Source organism: Pseudomonas sp. BIGb0381 (assembly GCF_024809815.1).
GTDB lineage: Bacteria > Pseudomonadota > Gammaproteobacteria > Pseudomonadales > Pseudomonadaceae > Aquipseudomonas.
Genome location: NZ_JANUEN010000006.1, coordinates 195211 through 208726, shown reverse-complemented (window position 1 = coordinate 208726; position 13516 = coordinate 195211). Strand labels below are relative to the sequence as shown.

14 protein-coding genes and 1 pseudogene are annotated in these 13516 nt (G+C 58.2%); 5 read left to right on the top strand and 10 right to left on the bottom strand.

The annotated features are described in order from the left end of the window. Window positions 1-203 precede the first annotated feature (203 nt). Entirely contained in the window at window positions 204-1532 is a 1329-nt protein-coding gene (locus M2397_RS18075; RefSeq protein WP_131699814.1) for an OprD family porin, read from the top strand. 227 nt (window positions 1533-1759) lie between these two features. On the opposite strand, the gene M2397_RS18070 is transcribed toward M2397_RS18075, so the two are convergent. From M2397_RS18070 to M2397_RS18060, 3 genes are read right to left on the bottom strand one after another with little or no spacing between them, the layout of a single operon-like run. Next, window positions 1760-2761 carry an NAD(P)H-quinone oxidoreductase gene (locus tag M2397_RS18070; RefSeq protein ID WP_259244185.1) on the bottom strand — a complete coding sequence of 334 codons (1002 nt, stop codon included), beginning with the start codon at window positions 2759-2761 and terminating at the stop codon, window positions 1760-1762. Beyond that, window positions 2762-2899 (bottom strand): hypothetical protein, encoded by a 138-nt coding sequence (locus tag M2397_RS18065; RefSeq protein WP_237683209.1) that lies wholly within the window; start codon window positions 2897-2899, stop codon window positions 2762-2764. Between the two features lie 10 nt (window positions 2900-2909). Beyond that, window positions 2910-4346: an NAD-dependent succinate-semialdehyde dehydrogenase gene (locus tag M2397_RS18060; RefSeq protein ID WP_259244184.1), complete on the bottom strand. Its 1437-nt coding sequence runs from the start codon at window positions 4344-4346 to the stop codon at window positions 2910-2912. A 220-nt stretch (window positions 4347-4566) separates the two neighbouring features. Between M2397_RS18060 and M2397_RS18055 the strand changes: the two genes are divergently transcribed. Further along, entirely contained in the window at window positions 4567-5493 is a 927-nt protein-coding gene (locus tag M2397_RS18055) for a LysR family transcriptional regulator (RefSeq protein WP_259244183.1), read from the top strand. Between the two features lie 74 nt (window positions 5494-5567). Here the strand turns inward: M2397_RS18055 and M2397_RS18050 are convergent, their stop codons facing one another. From M2397_RS18050 to M2397_RS18035, 4 genes are all read right to left on the bottom strand, one after another. Next, window positions 5568-5819, bottom strand: a complete 252-nt coding sequence (locus tag M2397_RS18050) for a DUF2790 domain-containing protein (RefSeq protein WP_167657003.1) — start codon at window positions 5817-5819, stop codon at window positions 5568-5570. 285 nt (window positions 5820-6104) lie between these two features. Further along, window positions 6105-6584 carry a YbaK/prolyl-tRNA synthetase associated domain-containing protein gene (locus M2397_RS18045; protein ID WP_131699809.1) on the bottom strand — a complete coding sequence of 160 codons (480 nt, stop codon included), beginning with the start codon at window positions 6582-6584 and terminating at the stop codon, window positions 6105-6107. A 16-nt stretch (window positions 6585-6600) separates the two neighbouring features. Then, complete coding sequence (locus M2397_RS18040) at window positions 6601-7359, bottom strand: TSUP family transporter (protein WP_027603982.1); 759 nt, start codon at window positions 7357-7359, stop codon at window positions 6601-6603. A 4-nt stretch (window positions 7360-7363) separates the two neighbouring features. Continuing rightward, window positions 7364-8449 (bottom strand): TauD/TfdA family dioxygenase, encoded by a 1086-nt coding sequence (locus tag M2397_RS18035; RefSeq protein WP_259244182.1) that lies wholly within the window; start codon window positions 8447-8449, stop codon window positions 7364-7366. Between the two features lie 109 nt (window positions 8450-8558). Between M2397_RS18035 and M2397_RS18030 the strand changes: the two genes are divergently transcribed. Next, on the top strand, window positions 8559-9491 hold the full coding sequence (locus tag M2397_RS18030; RefSeq protein WP_131699807.1) for a LysR family transcriptional regulator: 933 nt from the start codon (window positions 8559-8561) through the stop codon (window positions 9489-9491). Between the two features lie 401 nt (window positions 9492-9892). On the opposite strand, the gene M2397_RS18025 is transcribed toward M2397_RS18030, so the two are convergent. Further along, the gene (locus M2397_RS18025) at window positions 9893-10606 is read right to left on the bottom strand and encodes a bifunctional 2-polyprenyl-6-hydroxyphenol methylase/3-demethylubiquinol 3-O-methyltransferase UbiG (protein WP_259244181.1); all 714 of its coding nucleotides are present in this window, start codon (window positions 10604-10606) and stop codon (window positions 9893-9895) included. A 282-nt stretch (window positions 10607-10888) separates the two neighbouring features. Between M2397_RS18025 and M2397_RS18020 the strand changes: the two are divergent. Both M2397_RS18020 and M2397_RS18015 read left to right on the top strand, forming a co-directional pair. Further along, window positions 10889-11059: pseudogene (locus M2397_RS18020) on the top strand (serine hydrolase); the annotation flags it as partial. A gap of 172 nt (window positions 11060-11231) precedes the next feature. Continuing rightward, window positions 11232-11843, top strand: a complete 612-nt coding sequence (locus M2397_RS18015; RefSeq protein ID WP_131699802.1) for a TetR/AcrR family transcriptional regulator — start codon at window positions 11232-11234, stop codon at window positions 11841-11843. A gap of 19 nt (window positions 11844-11862) precedes the next feature. On the opposite strand, the gene M2397_RS18010 is transcribed toward M2397_RS18015, so the two are convergent. Together M2397_RS18010 and M2397_RS18005 are read right to left on the bottom strand one after the other, a co-directional pair. Continuing rightward, window positions 11863-12342 carry a DUF3237 domain-containing protein gene (locus tag M2397_RS18010; RefSeq protein WP_131699801.1) on the bottom strand — a complete coding sequence of 160 codons (480 nt, stop codon included), beginning with the start codon at window positions 12340-12342 and terminating at the stop codon, window positions 11863-11865. Window positions 12343-12384: 42 nt separating this feature from the next. Next, window positions 12385-13488 (bottom strand): polyamine ABC transporter substrate-binding protein, encoded by a 1104-nt coding sequence (locus M2397_RS18005; protein ID WP_259244180.1) that lies wholly within the window; start codon window positions 13486-13488, stop codon window positions 12385-12387. Window positions 13489-13516 lie beyond the last annotated feature (28 nt).

Here is a 13516-nt window from a genome sequence, read left to right as displayed (position 1 = left end):
TATTACGGGGGAGGGATGGTACTCACCCAAAAAAATAGTCAGGAATGACGGGCAGTAAGCGGCTAAAAGCAGCCGCTTTCGAGTGACACTACGGCCTGTCTGGGAGCCAGGTCTGATATCAAAATATTCATTCAGTTTCATTTGTTGATGGCCTGGGCTGTTGCCCTAATGCTCCAACACGAACTCGTGCATTGGAGCTAATAATGAAAAAACGCCAACCGCTACTTCAACTCAACACCTTGGCCGTGGCACTGGCATTTGCCTTGCCGGCCATCAGCTACGCAAGCGATCAGTCCGACTCCAAGGGTTTTGTCGCGGACAGCAGTTTAAGCATTCTCAACCGCAACGTGTTCTGGAACCAGAACGGCAGCGGCAACCATACCCGTGACTGGAGCCAGGCGCTGATGGCGACCTACAGTTCGGGCTTCACCCAAGGCACTGTTGGCATCGGCATCGATGCGTTCGCCGACCTGGCGTTGCGTATCGACGGGAACACCGACCGTGCCGGTGGCCCAACCATTCCATCCGACGCCAATGGCAATCCGGATCGAGGCTATGCGAAGGCCGGTGGTGACATCAAGTTCCGTGTTTCCAACACCACGCTCAAGATCGGCGACTTGCAGCCCACGGCGCCAGTGCTCGCCACTGCCGATAACTACCTGATGCCGCAGACTGCATCGGGCTTCCAGGTCGACAGCCATGAGATCACCGGCCTGAACCTGGAGGCCGGCCATTTCACCTCAGGTACCGGAAACACCACCACCTCGCGCAGCGGCGACATTCTTGCCAGCTATGCCGGTGTGGCGGCACCGTCGGCCAGCTTCGCGGGGGGCAAGTACCAGTTCAGCAAGGAGTTCACCGCGTCGCTGTACGGAGCGCACCTGGAAGACGTCTGGAATCAGTACTACGTCAACTTGAACCTTGTTCACCCACTGACGACTGACCAATCCGTCGCACTGGACTTCAACCTCTACCGCACACTGGACGACGGCAGCGCCAAGGCCGGGACCATCGACACCACTGCAGCCTCGCTGGCGGCGGCCTACACCGTGGGTGCGCAAACCTTCACCCTGGCCGGACAGAAGGTTAATGGTGACGAACCATTCGACTATGTCGGTTTTGGAGGGACCAACGCCGGCGTCGGTGCCGGCCGCTACGGAAACTCAATCAACCTCGCTGACTCGGTGCAGTACTCCGACTTCAACGGCCCCGGCGAGAGGTCCTGGCAGATGCGCTATGACTTGGACATGAGCACCTTTGGCGTCCCTGGTCTGAGCTTCATGGCCCGTCATATCCGCGGTTCCGGCATCGACGGAACGCACACTCCCGGCAATTCGGCCTACACCGGGTTCTATGGTGCCAACGACCAGGAACACGAAACCGACGCCGAAGTGAAATACGTAGTACAGAGCGGCCCGGCCAAAAAACTGTCCTTCCGGCTGCGCGAGGCTTTGCACGATGGCGATGCATCCACCGGGGGGCACCTGGTGCAGACGCGCCTGATTACCGAATATCCGTTGAATATCCTCTAAACAAACAGGCCAGCCCGGTTGCTGGACCAACCGGGCGGGCTACCTTCTAAAAACGCTGCGGTTTTGGTTGGTAAGCGGTGTCCTGCCAATTGAGCGTAAACCGTAAGCGGGCGACGAACACAACGCGCCGAGGCCGCTCGCCAAATGCTAACCGACAGCTGCTGTTGAATTGCCGTCATACATTCGCTCGCTGAAGCGGCGGCGTTGCCGGTCCTGAGAGTTCATACTTAAAGCAAGTCTTCAGGTCGCATCGTCAAAATGATTTTCCCGACGTTCTGGGAAGATTCCATCCGGCGGTGAGCATCGGCAGCCCTTGAGAGCGCAAACGTGCTGTCGACAACCGGCTCAAGGCTTCCGGCACCCTCAAAGCGATCAAGCCAGTGCTCGCGGAAACGCTTGATCATCGCGTGCTTCTCCGGCTGCGTGCGCGACTTCATGACCGTACCGATGATTTGCAAGTGGCGGTAAAGAATGTCCTCCAGCGCCACCGTGACGTTTCCGCCACCGGCGAGAATCCCCACCTGAACCAAGCGACCGCCCCGTGCAAGGGACGCAATATTGCGGGCGAAGTAGGGCTGTCCGATAAAGTCGATGATCACATCGACGCCGCGACCCTGGGTTTTGTCGGCGATCACTTCAGCGAAATCCTGGGTCTTGTAGTCGATCGCCACGTCAGCCCCCAGATGCTCGACACGCGCCAACTTGCTTCCTTCGGCTGTCGCATACACCGTGGCGCCGGTGGCGTAAGCCAACTGCACAGCGGCAGAGCCGACGCCGCCAGCGGCCGCGTGAATCAACACTGAATCGCCAGCCTTGAGCCGAGCCAGATGCATCATTGCTTCATGGGCCGTGACGAAGACCTCGGGAATGGCTGCCGCGTGTACATAGTCAAGCTGCGCGGGGATGTGCATGGCCATGCGGTAATCGATGCGGGCCAACTCGGCGTAGGCACCGCCGCCGACCACGCCCATGACTCGATCTCCCACCTCGAACCCTGTCACCGCGCTCCCTTTGCCGATCACTTCGCCGGCGATTTCCAGGCCGATGATCAGCGAGTCACCGAAGTTCGGATGGCCGTACCCACCGGTCCGGTGAGTCAGGTCCGCACGGTTCACCCCCGCGGCATAGACACGCACCAGCAGGTCGTCAGGACGGACTTCAGGATTGGCGACCTCTACTAGTTCCAGGACGTCTGGCAGACCAAACTCTTTGATGTTGATGGCTTTCATTCAGTTGTCCTCCGTTTCGCTAAACGTGGCATTGGCGATAGCCGATGCGGTGATGGCGCCAGGGAAGCCCACGTAAAAAGACAGGTGCGTGAACGCGCGCGCGGCTTCCCGAGGACTTTTGAAATTGAGCTTGGACATGGCGAGTTCCTTAAACCTGGCTGATGAATTTGTGGGTGAGATAGTGCTCGATGCCTTCAATGCCGCCTTCGGAGCCGTGACCGCTTTCTTTCATGCCGCCGAACGGGAGCTCGGTTGCGACGATCCGGTATTGGTTGATCCCAATCATCCCGGCCTCTAATCCATCAGCGACATCAATGGCCGTGCGCGCGCTGGAGGTGAACGCGTAGGCCGAGAGTCCGTAGGGCAGGCGGTTGGCCTCTTGCAGTCCATCGGCTAGCTCATCGAACGGCATCAGTACGGCGATGGGGCCGAAGGGTTCTTCGTGCATGACGCGGGCGTTCATCGGCACATCCGCGAGAACGGTGGGCTGGAAGAAGTAGCCTTCGCCTGACAAGGCTTCGCCACCGACCAATACCCGTGCACCTTTCTCGACGGCATCGGCGACCAGTTCTTCCATTTTTGCCAGCTGCCTTGGGTTGGCCAACGGTCCGACCTGTGTGTCCGGATGCAGGCCGTCGCCGATTCTCAGCGCTTGGGTCGCAGCGACAAAGTGATCGACAAAGGCTTGATAGGCGCGACGCTGGATCAGAAACCGAGTGGATGAAATGCACACCTGCCCGGTGCCGCGAAACCGGTTCGCGACACCTTCGACGGCGGCTTTTTCAATGTCGGCATCTTCGAATACCAGCACCGGTCCATGCCCACCCAGTTCAAGGGTGATTGGCTTCACGCCTTCAGCAGCTCGTGCAGACAGCAGACGACCGATGGGCACCGAACCGGTGAAGGTCACTTTGCGAATGATCGGTGAGGCGATCAGATGGCTGGACACTTGGTCCGGTACGCCGAAGACCACTTGCAGCACACCCTTGGGCAATCCTGCATTGTCGAGTGCACGCGCCAGGGCCAGTGCTGTGGAAGGGCTTTCTTCACCGGGTTTGAGAATGACGCTGCAACCCGCGGCAAGTGCTGCCGAGAGCTTGCGTGCCGGGGTGATGGCCGGGAAATTCCATGGTGTGAATGCGGCCACTGGGCCGATGGCCTGGCGTTTGACCAGTTGCAATACGCCTAGCCGGTTGGACGGGGCCACACGGCCATCGATACGCCGTGCGCTTTCGGCGAACCATTCGAAATACTCCGCCGCACGGGTCACTTCATCCAGGCTTTCTTTCAGCGGTTTGCCTTCCTCCAGGGTCATCTGCGCGGCAATCTGCGGTGCACGTTCGAGGATCAGGTCGGCGGCACGCTTGAGGATCTTGGCGCGTTGGTCAGGCACGGTCTGGCGCCACTGCTCGAAGCTCAGGCGAGTCACTTCAAGGGCATGATCAAGGTCGCCCGCGGTGGCGAGTGGGACGCGTCCGATTTCCCGGCCGGTTGCCGGGTTAACGACGGCGGCAGTATCGCGCCCTTCGGCACTGATCCATTCACCACCGATGAAAAGATAAAGCGGGTCGTAAGAAGTCTTCATGATGTGCCCTTCAGTTGGTTGTCGGAGATTCAGATGAAACCCGGCGCCTGTTCAGGCGGCCTGTGCAACCCAGTCTATGGAAGGAGGGGCCATTGATTTAGACGGGCCAAAGGGAATCATTGTTGTCGCCAGAGGTAATATCGAGCCGCGGGCCGAACGTGTAGCATCCGGAAAAATGCGCGTTATCACGGGTGAGCATCAGATCTACAGGAAGGTCGCGATGGATAAGCTTTCGAACATGTCGGTGTACATAAAGGTTGTCGAGATGGGCAGTTTCACGGCCGTGGCCAATCATCTGGACTCAACGGTCGGTAACGTATCGCGTGCTGTCTCCGCGCTTGAAAACGTGCTCGATGCGCGCCTGTTGCAACGCTCGACCCGACGCCTCTCGGTCACCGATGCGGGGCGACGGTTCTATGAGCGCTGCACGAAAATTCTGGCTGATCTGGAGAGTGCCGAAGCCGAAGCCAGCAATGCCGCGCTGGAGCCTCGGGGAACACTGAGGGTGCATTGCGTCCCCGGACTGGCCCGGCATCTGGTCACCGGGGCCGTGCTGGAATACCGCCAGCAATTCCCGGAAGTGACCGTGGATTTATTGCTCTCGCAACGCATGCCTAACCTGTTGGAAGACCAACTGGATGTCTCGATTCTGATCGCCCGAGCGTTACCCGATTCGGCGTATGTCAGCCAAAAGATCGGTGTCAGCCATTGTGTGCTGGTGGCGTCGCCAGACTACCTGGCTCGGAATGCGGCCCCCGAGACGCCTGAAGATCTGCGCGATCACCAGTGTCTGCTATTGGGTACCGTTGACTATGTGCGGGATGAGTGGCAGCTGAAGAGCAAGGCAGGGGACGCGACATTTGTCCCGACAGGGCCAAGTTTCAGCGTCAACGATATGGATGCGATGGCACATGCCATTCGAGAGGGGGCGGGGATTGGCTTGCTGGCCGGGTTCACGGCCGTCGACGATTTGCGTTCCGGCAAGCTCGTGCGGATTTTGCCTGACTACCATACCTATGAGCGCAACGTGTACGCCGTCTATACCTCCCGGCAGTTTGTCGATGCAAAAATCACCCGGTTTATTGAAGCGCTGAAAGATCGGGTTGGCAGTCAACTGGCGGCCACGGCCAACGAACTTATCGATTGAAATGCCGCAGGGCAAAAAGGTATTTGCGCCTCGATGAACACGCTTCGAGGCGCAATGATTGGCGAACAGGTTGCTTATCCCTGGCTGCAACGGCCCATGACGCTATAGGCCAGTACGTGCTGTTTGCCTTGTGAATCCTGGTAGGTCATGTGCGTCGGCACGACTGCGCAAACATCCGGCACCGGGTCTTCAGAGATGACCTTCGCGACATCAAGGTGAGTGCCGTATCCATATTGCTCAACAGGTTTAGTCTTTGCAGTACCGTCCTGTGCCGCTACCACAGAGCTGAAGCCCAAGAGTGCGACGATGATCATTGCCGTTTTCATAATGAGATTTCCTAAAGTAAGTGTGATGTTGCTGGCAGGACGAACTTTAGGCTTGGGGGTTTTGCGCAAACAGGCGCGGATCAGGGGAAAGACTTTTCTCAAGTCCGAACACAATCGTGAGGTGTCTGACGATAGCGCTTTTTTTATTTGTGGCCGTCCACTTTTGGGCGATTGCGGCCCTTCGCGACAGGCAGAAATCGGCCAAAAGCGGACTCTCGAGGTCTATCGCTTTCTACCCGTAGTAACCGGTCAGCCCGGTAGACATTGTCTAGTGAAAACGTCTGCTCAGGCCTGGCTGATATCCAGCAATCGAGGCATGGCAATCGCCAGATAATCCTGCGTATCGAGCACCATCGACGCATCCAGCCGCCCCGCGTTGAAGGCTATTTCGGCGTAGCCTGTGGTCAATGCCGGATCGACGATCAATTGAATCCGCTCATCGAAAACAAAAGGAGGGATGGCGCCGATCCGGCACCCGGTCAGTTCCATGGCGGTTTCGGCCTTCACCAGCTCGGCCTTTTTCCCGCCCAGGGCCGCTCCGACTTTCTTCATGTCCAGCTTCTGGTCGCCCGGCAGTATCACCAGTGCATAGGGTCCGGCCTGACCCTTGAGGGCGCAAAGCATGGCCTTCGCGCCTTGGCCGGGCTCGGTGCCACGGATTTCGGCAACGCGCGCAGACTGGCCCTCGGCGTCGTGCATCAACACCCGGTAGGAGGCTGAGTGGGCATCGAGTAGGGCCACGAGGCGATCGAACATGGGATGCATGTAGTTTTCCTCTGGTTTACAGGAACAGGTCGTAGGACAGTTTGCTGATCAGAATCACCAGTAACACCAGGAATAGAGCCCGGACAAAGGGCACGCCTTTATGAACCGCCAGCCAGGTGCCCGTGAGCGCGCCCAGGATGTTGAATGCCGCCATGGGGATTGCGATCAGGTAGAGCACGTTACCCGTGGGAATGAAGAATATCAGTGCCGCTACGTTGGTCGCGATGTTCACTAGCTTGGCCGATGCCGAGGCATGAAGAAAGTCGAAGGCGAAGCAGCGGATAAACAGGAAGATCAGGAAGCTGCCAGTGCCGGGACCGAACAAACCATCGTAGAAACCGATGGCGCCGCCGATGACGATCGCCAGCAGTTTTTCCTTGGTGCCGATGCGCATGGGTTTGTGCAGGGCGCCGAAATCTTTTTTCCAGAAGGTGTAGATCGCCATCAGTACAATCAACACCAGCACCGCCGGCCGGATCATCGACTGGGGTACGAACGACACCGTGGCGGCTCCGAAGAAGGCCATGACAAAGGCCGCGCAGGCGGCGGGGATCACAAGACCCCAGTCGATCACCACCTTGCGCACGAAGGACCGGGCCGCGAATGCGGTGCCGCAGGCGGCCGCGACCTTATTGGTACCTAGCAGCGCCGCCGGTTGAGCGGTGGGTAGCACGTTGAACAGCGCGGGAATCTGGATCAGTCCGCCGCCGCCCACCGCCGCATCGATCAGGCCGGCGGCGAAGGCGAACACGCAAAGGATGACAATGTCGACCATGAAATCAGGCTCTGACTATGTAGGGTTGATGAGGGTCCAGCGGTAACACGCGTGCCGGATCATTGACCCCGAAGACACGCAACATCCAGCGATCACGGCCGTCGTAGCGGGGTGTAAAACCATCCCGGGCATGCAGGGTTTGCTGGTTCTTGAAGATCAGCATGTCCCCTGGTTGCAGCACTATGGGATGCACGACATCGGGATGATTGGCGGCGGCGGCGAACAGTTGGAGGGCAAACTGCGCATTGGCGCAGGTCGCTTCGACACTCGCTTTGTTGTAGCGGCAATAAAGGCCATCGGTTGCGCTTCTGTACAGCAAGGGGACATTTTCCAGCACATTCCCCTGTTTGCCGAAGGAGGCCGGTCGGCGAACGGTGAAATTCGGTCGTGACAATTCTTCTTCGACGTAGGCCGGCAGGATGGCCAGCACCTCGTCAATGGCGACGATGCGCGTCGGCACGTCGAGCTCGCAGCGCAGGCCGGTCAGGGACAGGTACTCCGGACAGGCCGACAACTGCGAGACCGGTTCGCAGGTCAAAGGCAGGTGAGGGTTGTCGACATGCATGTCCAAATCCGCGCGCGAGCCATAGGAGCTCTTTTCGGTCTCTCGCTTGTGCTTGGGCGATACGTGACGGAACACTGTGTCGTTGCTTTCACCCTCGTACGCCAGCGGACGGGTTTGCAGAGTTTGCAGCACGGACAAAATAGCCCCGGCCAGAATCGACAAGTTCTCGATACCCGGCTCCAGGTCATAGGGCGTGGCGGGCAGTTGCGGGTCCAGCGGCAGCCCCCTGACGATCATCGCCACTTCACGGGCCTGTGGAAAATTGCGTAGCTGCTGGATTTTCTCGGTGCACAGGACACTTTCCAGCAAACGCCCCAGGATCGGCATGTGGCGGATACCCGAGGCGCTATCGGTCACGTCCAGCGATGCCGGACCAGCCTGAAGTGTGCGTTGTTCTTCGAGCGACAGATGAATTTGCGGTATCTCCCGTCGGGTCGAAGTCACTGATTTTTTTTCCAGCCATTCATGCATTACTTCATCAGCACAAGCTGCGGCTTTCCCGATTACTTCATCCAGCTTCGACACGTCCTTGCGCTCCTGTTTGCCCCATCCTTCTGGGTTGAGCGGGAAGGTTAACGGAAGAGCCTTTTTTGTGTTGCAATGCCGCGTTGTGAAAAATGCAATGAGGTGGAGAGTGGCATTGAATATGTTGGGGGAACTTGAAGCCTTCGCGACCGTGGCTCGCAAGCGCAGCTTCGTCGCCGCGGCACGGACGCTGGGACGCTCCCCCAGCGCACTGACCCGCGCCGTTCAAGCCCTGGAGGAAAGTGTGGGGCTTAAGTTGTTCAATCGCTCGTCCAATGCCGTGAGCTTGACCGAAGCGGGTGAATGCTTATTGCCCCACGCGTACAAAATGCTCGACCTGCAACGTGAGGTGGATGAAGACCTGGCCGGTCTCAGCGGCCTGGCCTCCGGCTGGATCCGTTTTTCCGCCCCCGAGCTTCTCGGACACGGGGTATTGCCCCGGTTGATCGCGCAATACTGCGAGCGCTATCCAGACGTTAACATCGACGTGATTTTCACCGATGAGATCATCGACCCGGCCAAGAGCAAGCTGGACTTCTCGATTCGCGGCGCGTTTCCACAATCCAGCGACTTGATCGGCTTTGCGCTCTGGAGTTACTCACGTTACCTGTATGCCAGCCCCGGCTACCTGGAGCGCAACGGCATGCCCGATTCCATCGAGGCACTGGAGTCGCATTCGCTGATCCTGCATACGGCGCCGCGGATTCTCAAGGAATGGAATTTTCGCAGTGAGGAGCAGGCCATCAGCTTTCGGGTTCATCCAAAATTTCGTTTCAGCTCCGGTCTGGCGGTATTCCAGGCAGCCTTGGCGGGCGTCGGGATCGCCCGCTTGGCGGATTGGATGGCGGAGCCCGAAGTGGAAGCGGGGCGCTTGCTCCGGGTTTGTCCTGAGTACAAGCTCACCTCCAGCAGCGGTGAGAGCCCACAGATGCACGCGGTGTACCCGGCCGGAAATTTGCCGCTGCGGGTGAAGGCATTGATGGAGATGATCCGTGGCTTAGGTGAAAACCTCGAATGTACACGCGGCTCAGCACTCATATGAGGTTACGGGGCGTTCATGCAGTTGATCAGACGCTAACACGCTGAAACCCACCCTCGGCTACCGCAGACGAGCATCGACAAGATGCTACGCCGAGGATTTTGTATTAGAACTTCATTGGCGCGATGGTGATTATCGACGCCGGCAATGGGTGAAAAGCAGGAAAATGCCGCGCCCATATCGGCGCGGTCCCTGACCGGGCGCAATTCCCCAAACACCAATGCCCCTGTGGGAGCGAGCCTGCTCGCGATGGCATAGCGTCAACCAACATCAATGGAAGCGCTGGCCTCCTCGCGATCACACTGGTTTTTTGATGTTTACCGGACGATATCTTGAGCGCTTGGCTGATTGTTGCCTGTCATGAACGGCAGCAATCGACCCAGAGCTGCCAATCAGCTCGCCGTTCAGACCGTTTTACACGTTAACCAGGCACCCCAGAACAGACTGCTGAAAAAACGGGTAGCGTCCCCAAACCCCGCATCATGCAAAAGCTTCTGAACAGCCGCCTCAGAATGTGGAGGGTCAGCGCCTTGAAGAATTTTCCCAAGTTTGACTTTCACTTCATCCGGACTGGTTCCGTGCTGCCGCCAACGTTGCCCCCAGGCGGCGAGGAGCAACGGCTGGCTGGCATAGGCATATTGGTTGCCGGCGACAATCAGCGGAGCCCCCGGTTTCAGACGAGCCTGAATGGATCGCAGAATCTCTCCCTTGGCATCATCCCCATCGAGATGATGGAGTACACCGATCAAAGTGGCTGCGTCGTAGGACTCATCTGCGGCCAAGTCTTCAACGTGCCCAAGGTGCACGTCCGTTCTTTCAAGCATGTTGTTGACGACTAACTGCTGTTTCGCGGTTTCCAGCATCGATTCAGATGGATCAACGGCGGTGAAGCGCCAGCCCGGCTCAAGCCTGGCCATCGCGATGATCTCCTGCGCCGTACCGCCAGCGCCGACTACCAGTATTTTTGCCGAGCGAATATTTCCAAGACTTGCCGCGAGCATGCACGCCACCAAGTCCTGACAAGCGTCATAACCTGCCAGTGCGATACGGCTTTGTCGTCCATATTCACTAGCCCGAGCATTATCAAACTTTTCAGCAGAGTTAATTGGTGAGTTCAAGGTGGTTCTCCATGTCCTTGAATCAACTTAGGTCATAAAGAGTAATAACAAAAATTAATTAATTTTATTAATTGCATTCCTACTGGGAATACTAAGGCGCTCAGGTATCGTCCAAGCGACAGTTAGCTTAGGGTCGATTTCAACCGGTCGTGGCAGGCAGCAATCGGCTCAGGCCAATAGCAGTCATTCAGGGCAGTACAAACGGCTGACTTTTCACGATGAAGAAGAGTGAATGAGATCTCCTGTCGAGTTGTGGATCCGCTCAACATTCCAAGGGAGCCAATGCTCAGTTCACTCGTACCAAATGGTCAGCCACAAACGCCTGACCGATTAGAACTGATGGCCTCCTGGTGGGGTTTTACGAAAACAGTCTTGGCTGCGACAGCCTTATCATTGGTACGTGGCAGGCTGATCAGATTGGACGCCCCAATTCTTGATCAGCCTTTCACGTTAACCCCGATACAGGCACTCACCGTTATAGTGTGCCCGCCACGCTTTCATGCAAACGGCAGTGGCACACGGAATGGTTGGCAATTAGTGCTTTAAAAAATTTACTCAATTAAGTATTTTGCAGCGATACCGGGGCGATAAGCGCCCCTCTTTTTACTCGTGACAAGGATCTCCTGTGAGCGGACTGCGTGAACGTCAGAAAGCCGAACGCCGGCAAGCTATCAGCAAGGCCGCGATCGAGCTGTTTGAGCGCCAGGGTTTCCAGAACACCACCATCGAACAGATCGCCAGCCAGGCCGGGGTGTCGCCGCCGACGGTATTCAAGTACTTCGGCAACAAGCAGGAAATCATCCTGGAAATCCTGCACCACGCCGATCAACGCGCAATCACCGACACCCGCAGCCGGATCCACGAAATAGACGACCCGGTCGAGGCGCTATGCCACCTGGAACGCCTTCTTACCGGCTATGCGTTGGAAGTCATGCACCCCAGCCTGTGGCGTGAACTGCTGCCACTGATCCTGTTCGGCGGCAGCAATGAACTGCCCGCAGGCTACCGGGCCATGAATGATGCGCTCAGGGCCGAGATCAGCGAGCTGCTGCGGGAATTGCAGCGGGCCGGCAAGCTACGCCCGCAACTCGATGTGGAATTGGCCGCGTTCCTGTTGAACGACTATTCGCACCTGCAACTGTTCAGGCTGGTGAACCAGGAACACCCGGATATCGACGCGCACTCTACCCAGGTCAGGCGTATCACCGAGCTGCTGTTCTACGGCATGCAGGCCTGACAGCTTCCAGGGTCGGGCCTCAGTAAAAGCGATAGCAGCGAATCACCACCTGGTCAGCGCCCGGGTAATGCACCAGGCCGATAAAACTTGAACGGGTGAGCCAGTCCAGCCGCCCCTTGGGCACCTGGAACACCGGCGTGCAGGTGCAGCGGTACTCCGTTTCAGGAATCGGCCATTGGCCGTCGCGCTCCAGCTGGCGTCCGTACTCAGTCATGGTCAGCACGCCGCGGTTACGGATGTTGATCACCTCGCCTTCGTCGGTCCTCACGCTGTAGCGGGCATCCAGTTGACCAATGCCATCCGGGCGCAAAAGAAAGCAATCTTCTCCGCCCGCCAGGACCTGGCCGCTGATGCCGACCCCATCGAAATCCCCGCCCACTATCGGGTAATTGCAGCGCAGGCCTTCAACGCTGGCGCCCAGCATCACACCTGGCCCTATCGCGACGCGAAGGGTCAGCACTCGCTGCAAGTTGGGGGCAATGTCCGCCCGTTCAGTCATGGCAAGCTCCAAGCCCGGCGCGCACGCACCGGGCCACACTGATCAGCGGTTGCTCTTGATGGCGGTCCAGGTGCGGGTACGGATGCGCTCCGCGGCAGCCGGGATCGGCTCCAGGGCGAACAGGGTCTTGCGCGCTTCGTCCGGCACATACATGTTCGGGTCGTTGCGGATGCTGGCGTCCACCAGCACAGTGGCGTCCTTGTTCGGGTTGGGGTAGCCGATCTTGTTGCTGATGCGCGCAATCACGTCCGGGCGCAGGATGTAATTGATGAACGCATGGGCCTCCGCCAGATCGGGTGCCTTGGCCGGGATCATCATCACGTCCGACCACATCGGCGCGCCTTCCTTGGGCAGTGCCATCTCGACCTTGACGCCCTTGCCAGCTGCATCTGCCAGTCGTGTGGCCAGTGCGACACCGCCGGACCAGCCCACGCCCACACAGATATCACCGTTGGCCAGGTCCATGCCGTAGCGTGACGAGTTGAAGTAACTGACGTAAGGGCGAATCTTCATCATCAGGGCCTGGGCTTGTACATAGTCCTCGCGCTTCTGGCTATTGGGGTCGAGGCCCTTGTAGTGCAAGGCAATCGGCAGGATCTCGTTGGCGGCGTCGAGAAAACCCACGCCACAACTGGCGAGCTTGGCGAGGTTTTCTTCCTTGAAGATGATGTCCCAGCTGTTCATCTGCACGTCAGCGCCGAGGGCTTTGCGCACCTTGTCGACGTTGTAGCCGATCAGCGTGGTGCCCCACAGGTAAGGCACGGCGTAGCGATTGCCGGAGTCACCTGCGGTTTCCAGGGTTTGCATGAATTGCGGGTCCAAGTGCTGCCAGTTTGGCAACTGCTTGCGATCCAGCGGCTGCACGGCCCCGGCCGTGATCAAGCGTCCCAGGTTGGCGGAGCCGGGAAACACCACGTCATACCCGGAGTTGCCCGTCAGCAGCTTGGACTCCATGGTTTCGACGCTGTCGAACACATCGTAAACCGGGCGAATGCCGGTTTCCTCCTGGAAGCTCTTGAGCACCTCGGGTGGCAGGTATTCGATCCAGTTGTAGATCCGTACGGTGCGTTCTTCAGCCAGGCAAAAACCACTGATGAGCAACGAGGCGACAGTGCCCAGCACGGTGTTACGCAAAAATCTGTTCATGATCAAAACACTCCAGCGCGGCCGCGAT

What these genes read in the sequence shown, in the direction of transcription:
- M2397_RS18005 (WP_259244180.1), bottom strand. Translation starts at nt 13,488, where the DNA reads ATGAACAGATTTTTGCGTAACACCGTGCTGGGCACTGTCGCCTCGTTG.
- M2397_RS18075 (WP_131699814.1), top strand. Translation starts at nt 204, where the DNA reads ATGAAAAAACGCCAACCGCTACTTCAACTCAACACCTTGGCCGTGGCA.
- M2397_RS18055 (WP_259244183.1), top strand. Translation starts at nt 4,567, where the DNA reads ATGGATAAGCTTTCGAACATGTCGGTGTACATAAAGGTTGTCGAGATG.
- M2397_RS18065 (WP_237683209.1), bottom strand. Translation starts at nt 2,899, where the DNA reads ATGTCCAAGCTCAATTTCAAAAGTCCTCGGGAAGCCGCGCGCGCGTTC.
- M2397_RS18045 (WP_131699809.1), bottom strand. Translation starts at nt 6,584, where the DNA reads ATGCATCCCATGTTCGATCGCCTCGTGGCCCTACTCGATGCCCACTCA.
- M2397_RS18010 (WP_131699801.1), bottom strand. Translation starts at nt 12,342, where the DNA reads ATGACTGAACGGGCGGACATTGCCCCCAACTTGCAGCGAGTGCTGACC.
- M2397_RS18050 (WP_167657003.1), bottom strand. Translation starts at nt 5,819, where the DNA reads ATGAAAACGGCAATGATCATCGTCGCACTCTTGGGCTTCAGCTCTGTG.
- M2397_RS18040 (WP_027603982.1), bottom strand. Translation starts at nt 7,359, where the DNA reads ATGGTCGACATTGTCATCCTTTGCGTGTTCGCCTTCGCCGCCGGCCTG.
- M2397_RS18070 (WP_259244185.1), bottom strand. Translation starts at nt 2,761, where the DNA reads ATGAAAGCCATCAACATCAAAGAGTTTGGTCTGCCAGACGTCCTGGAA.
- M2397_RS18060 (WP_259244184.1), bottom strand. Translation starts at nt 4,346, where the DNA reads ATGAAGACTTCTTACGACCCGCTTTATCTTTTCATCGGTGGTGAATGG.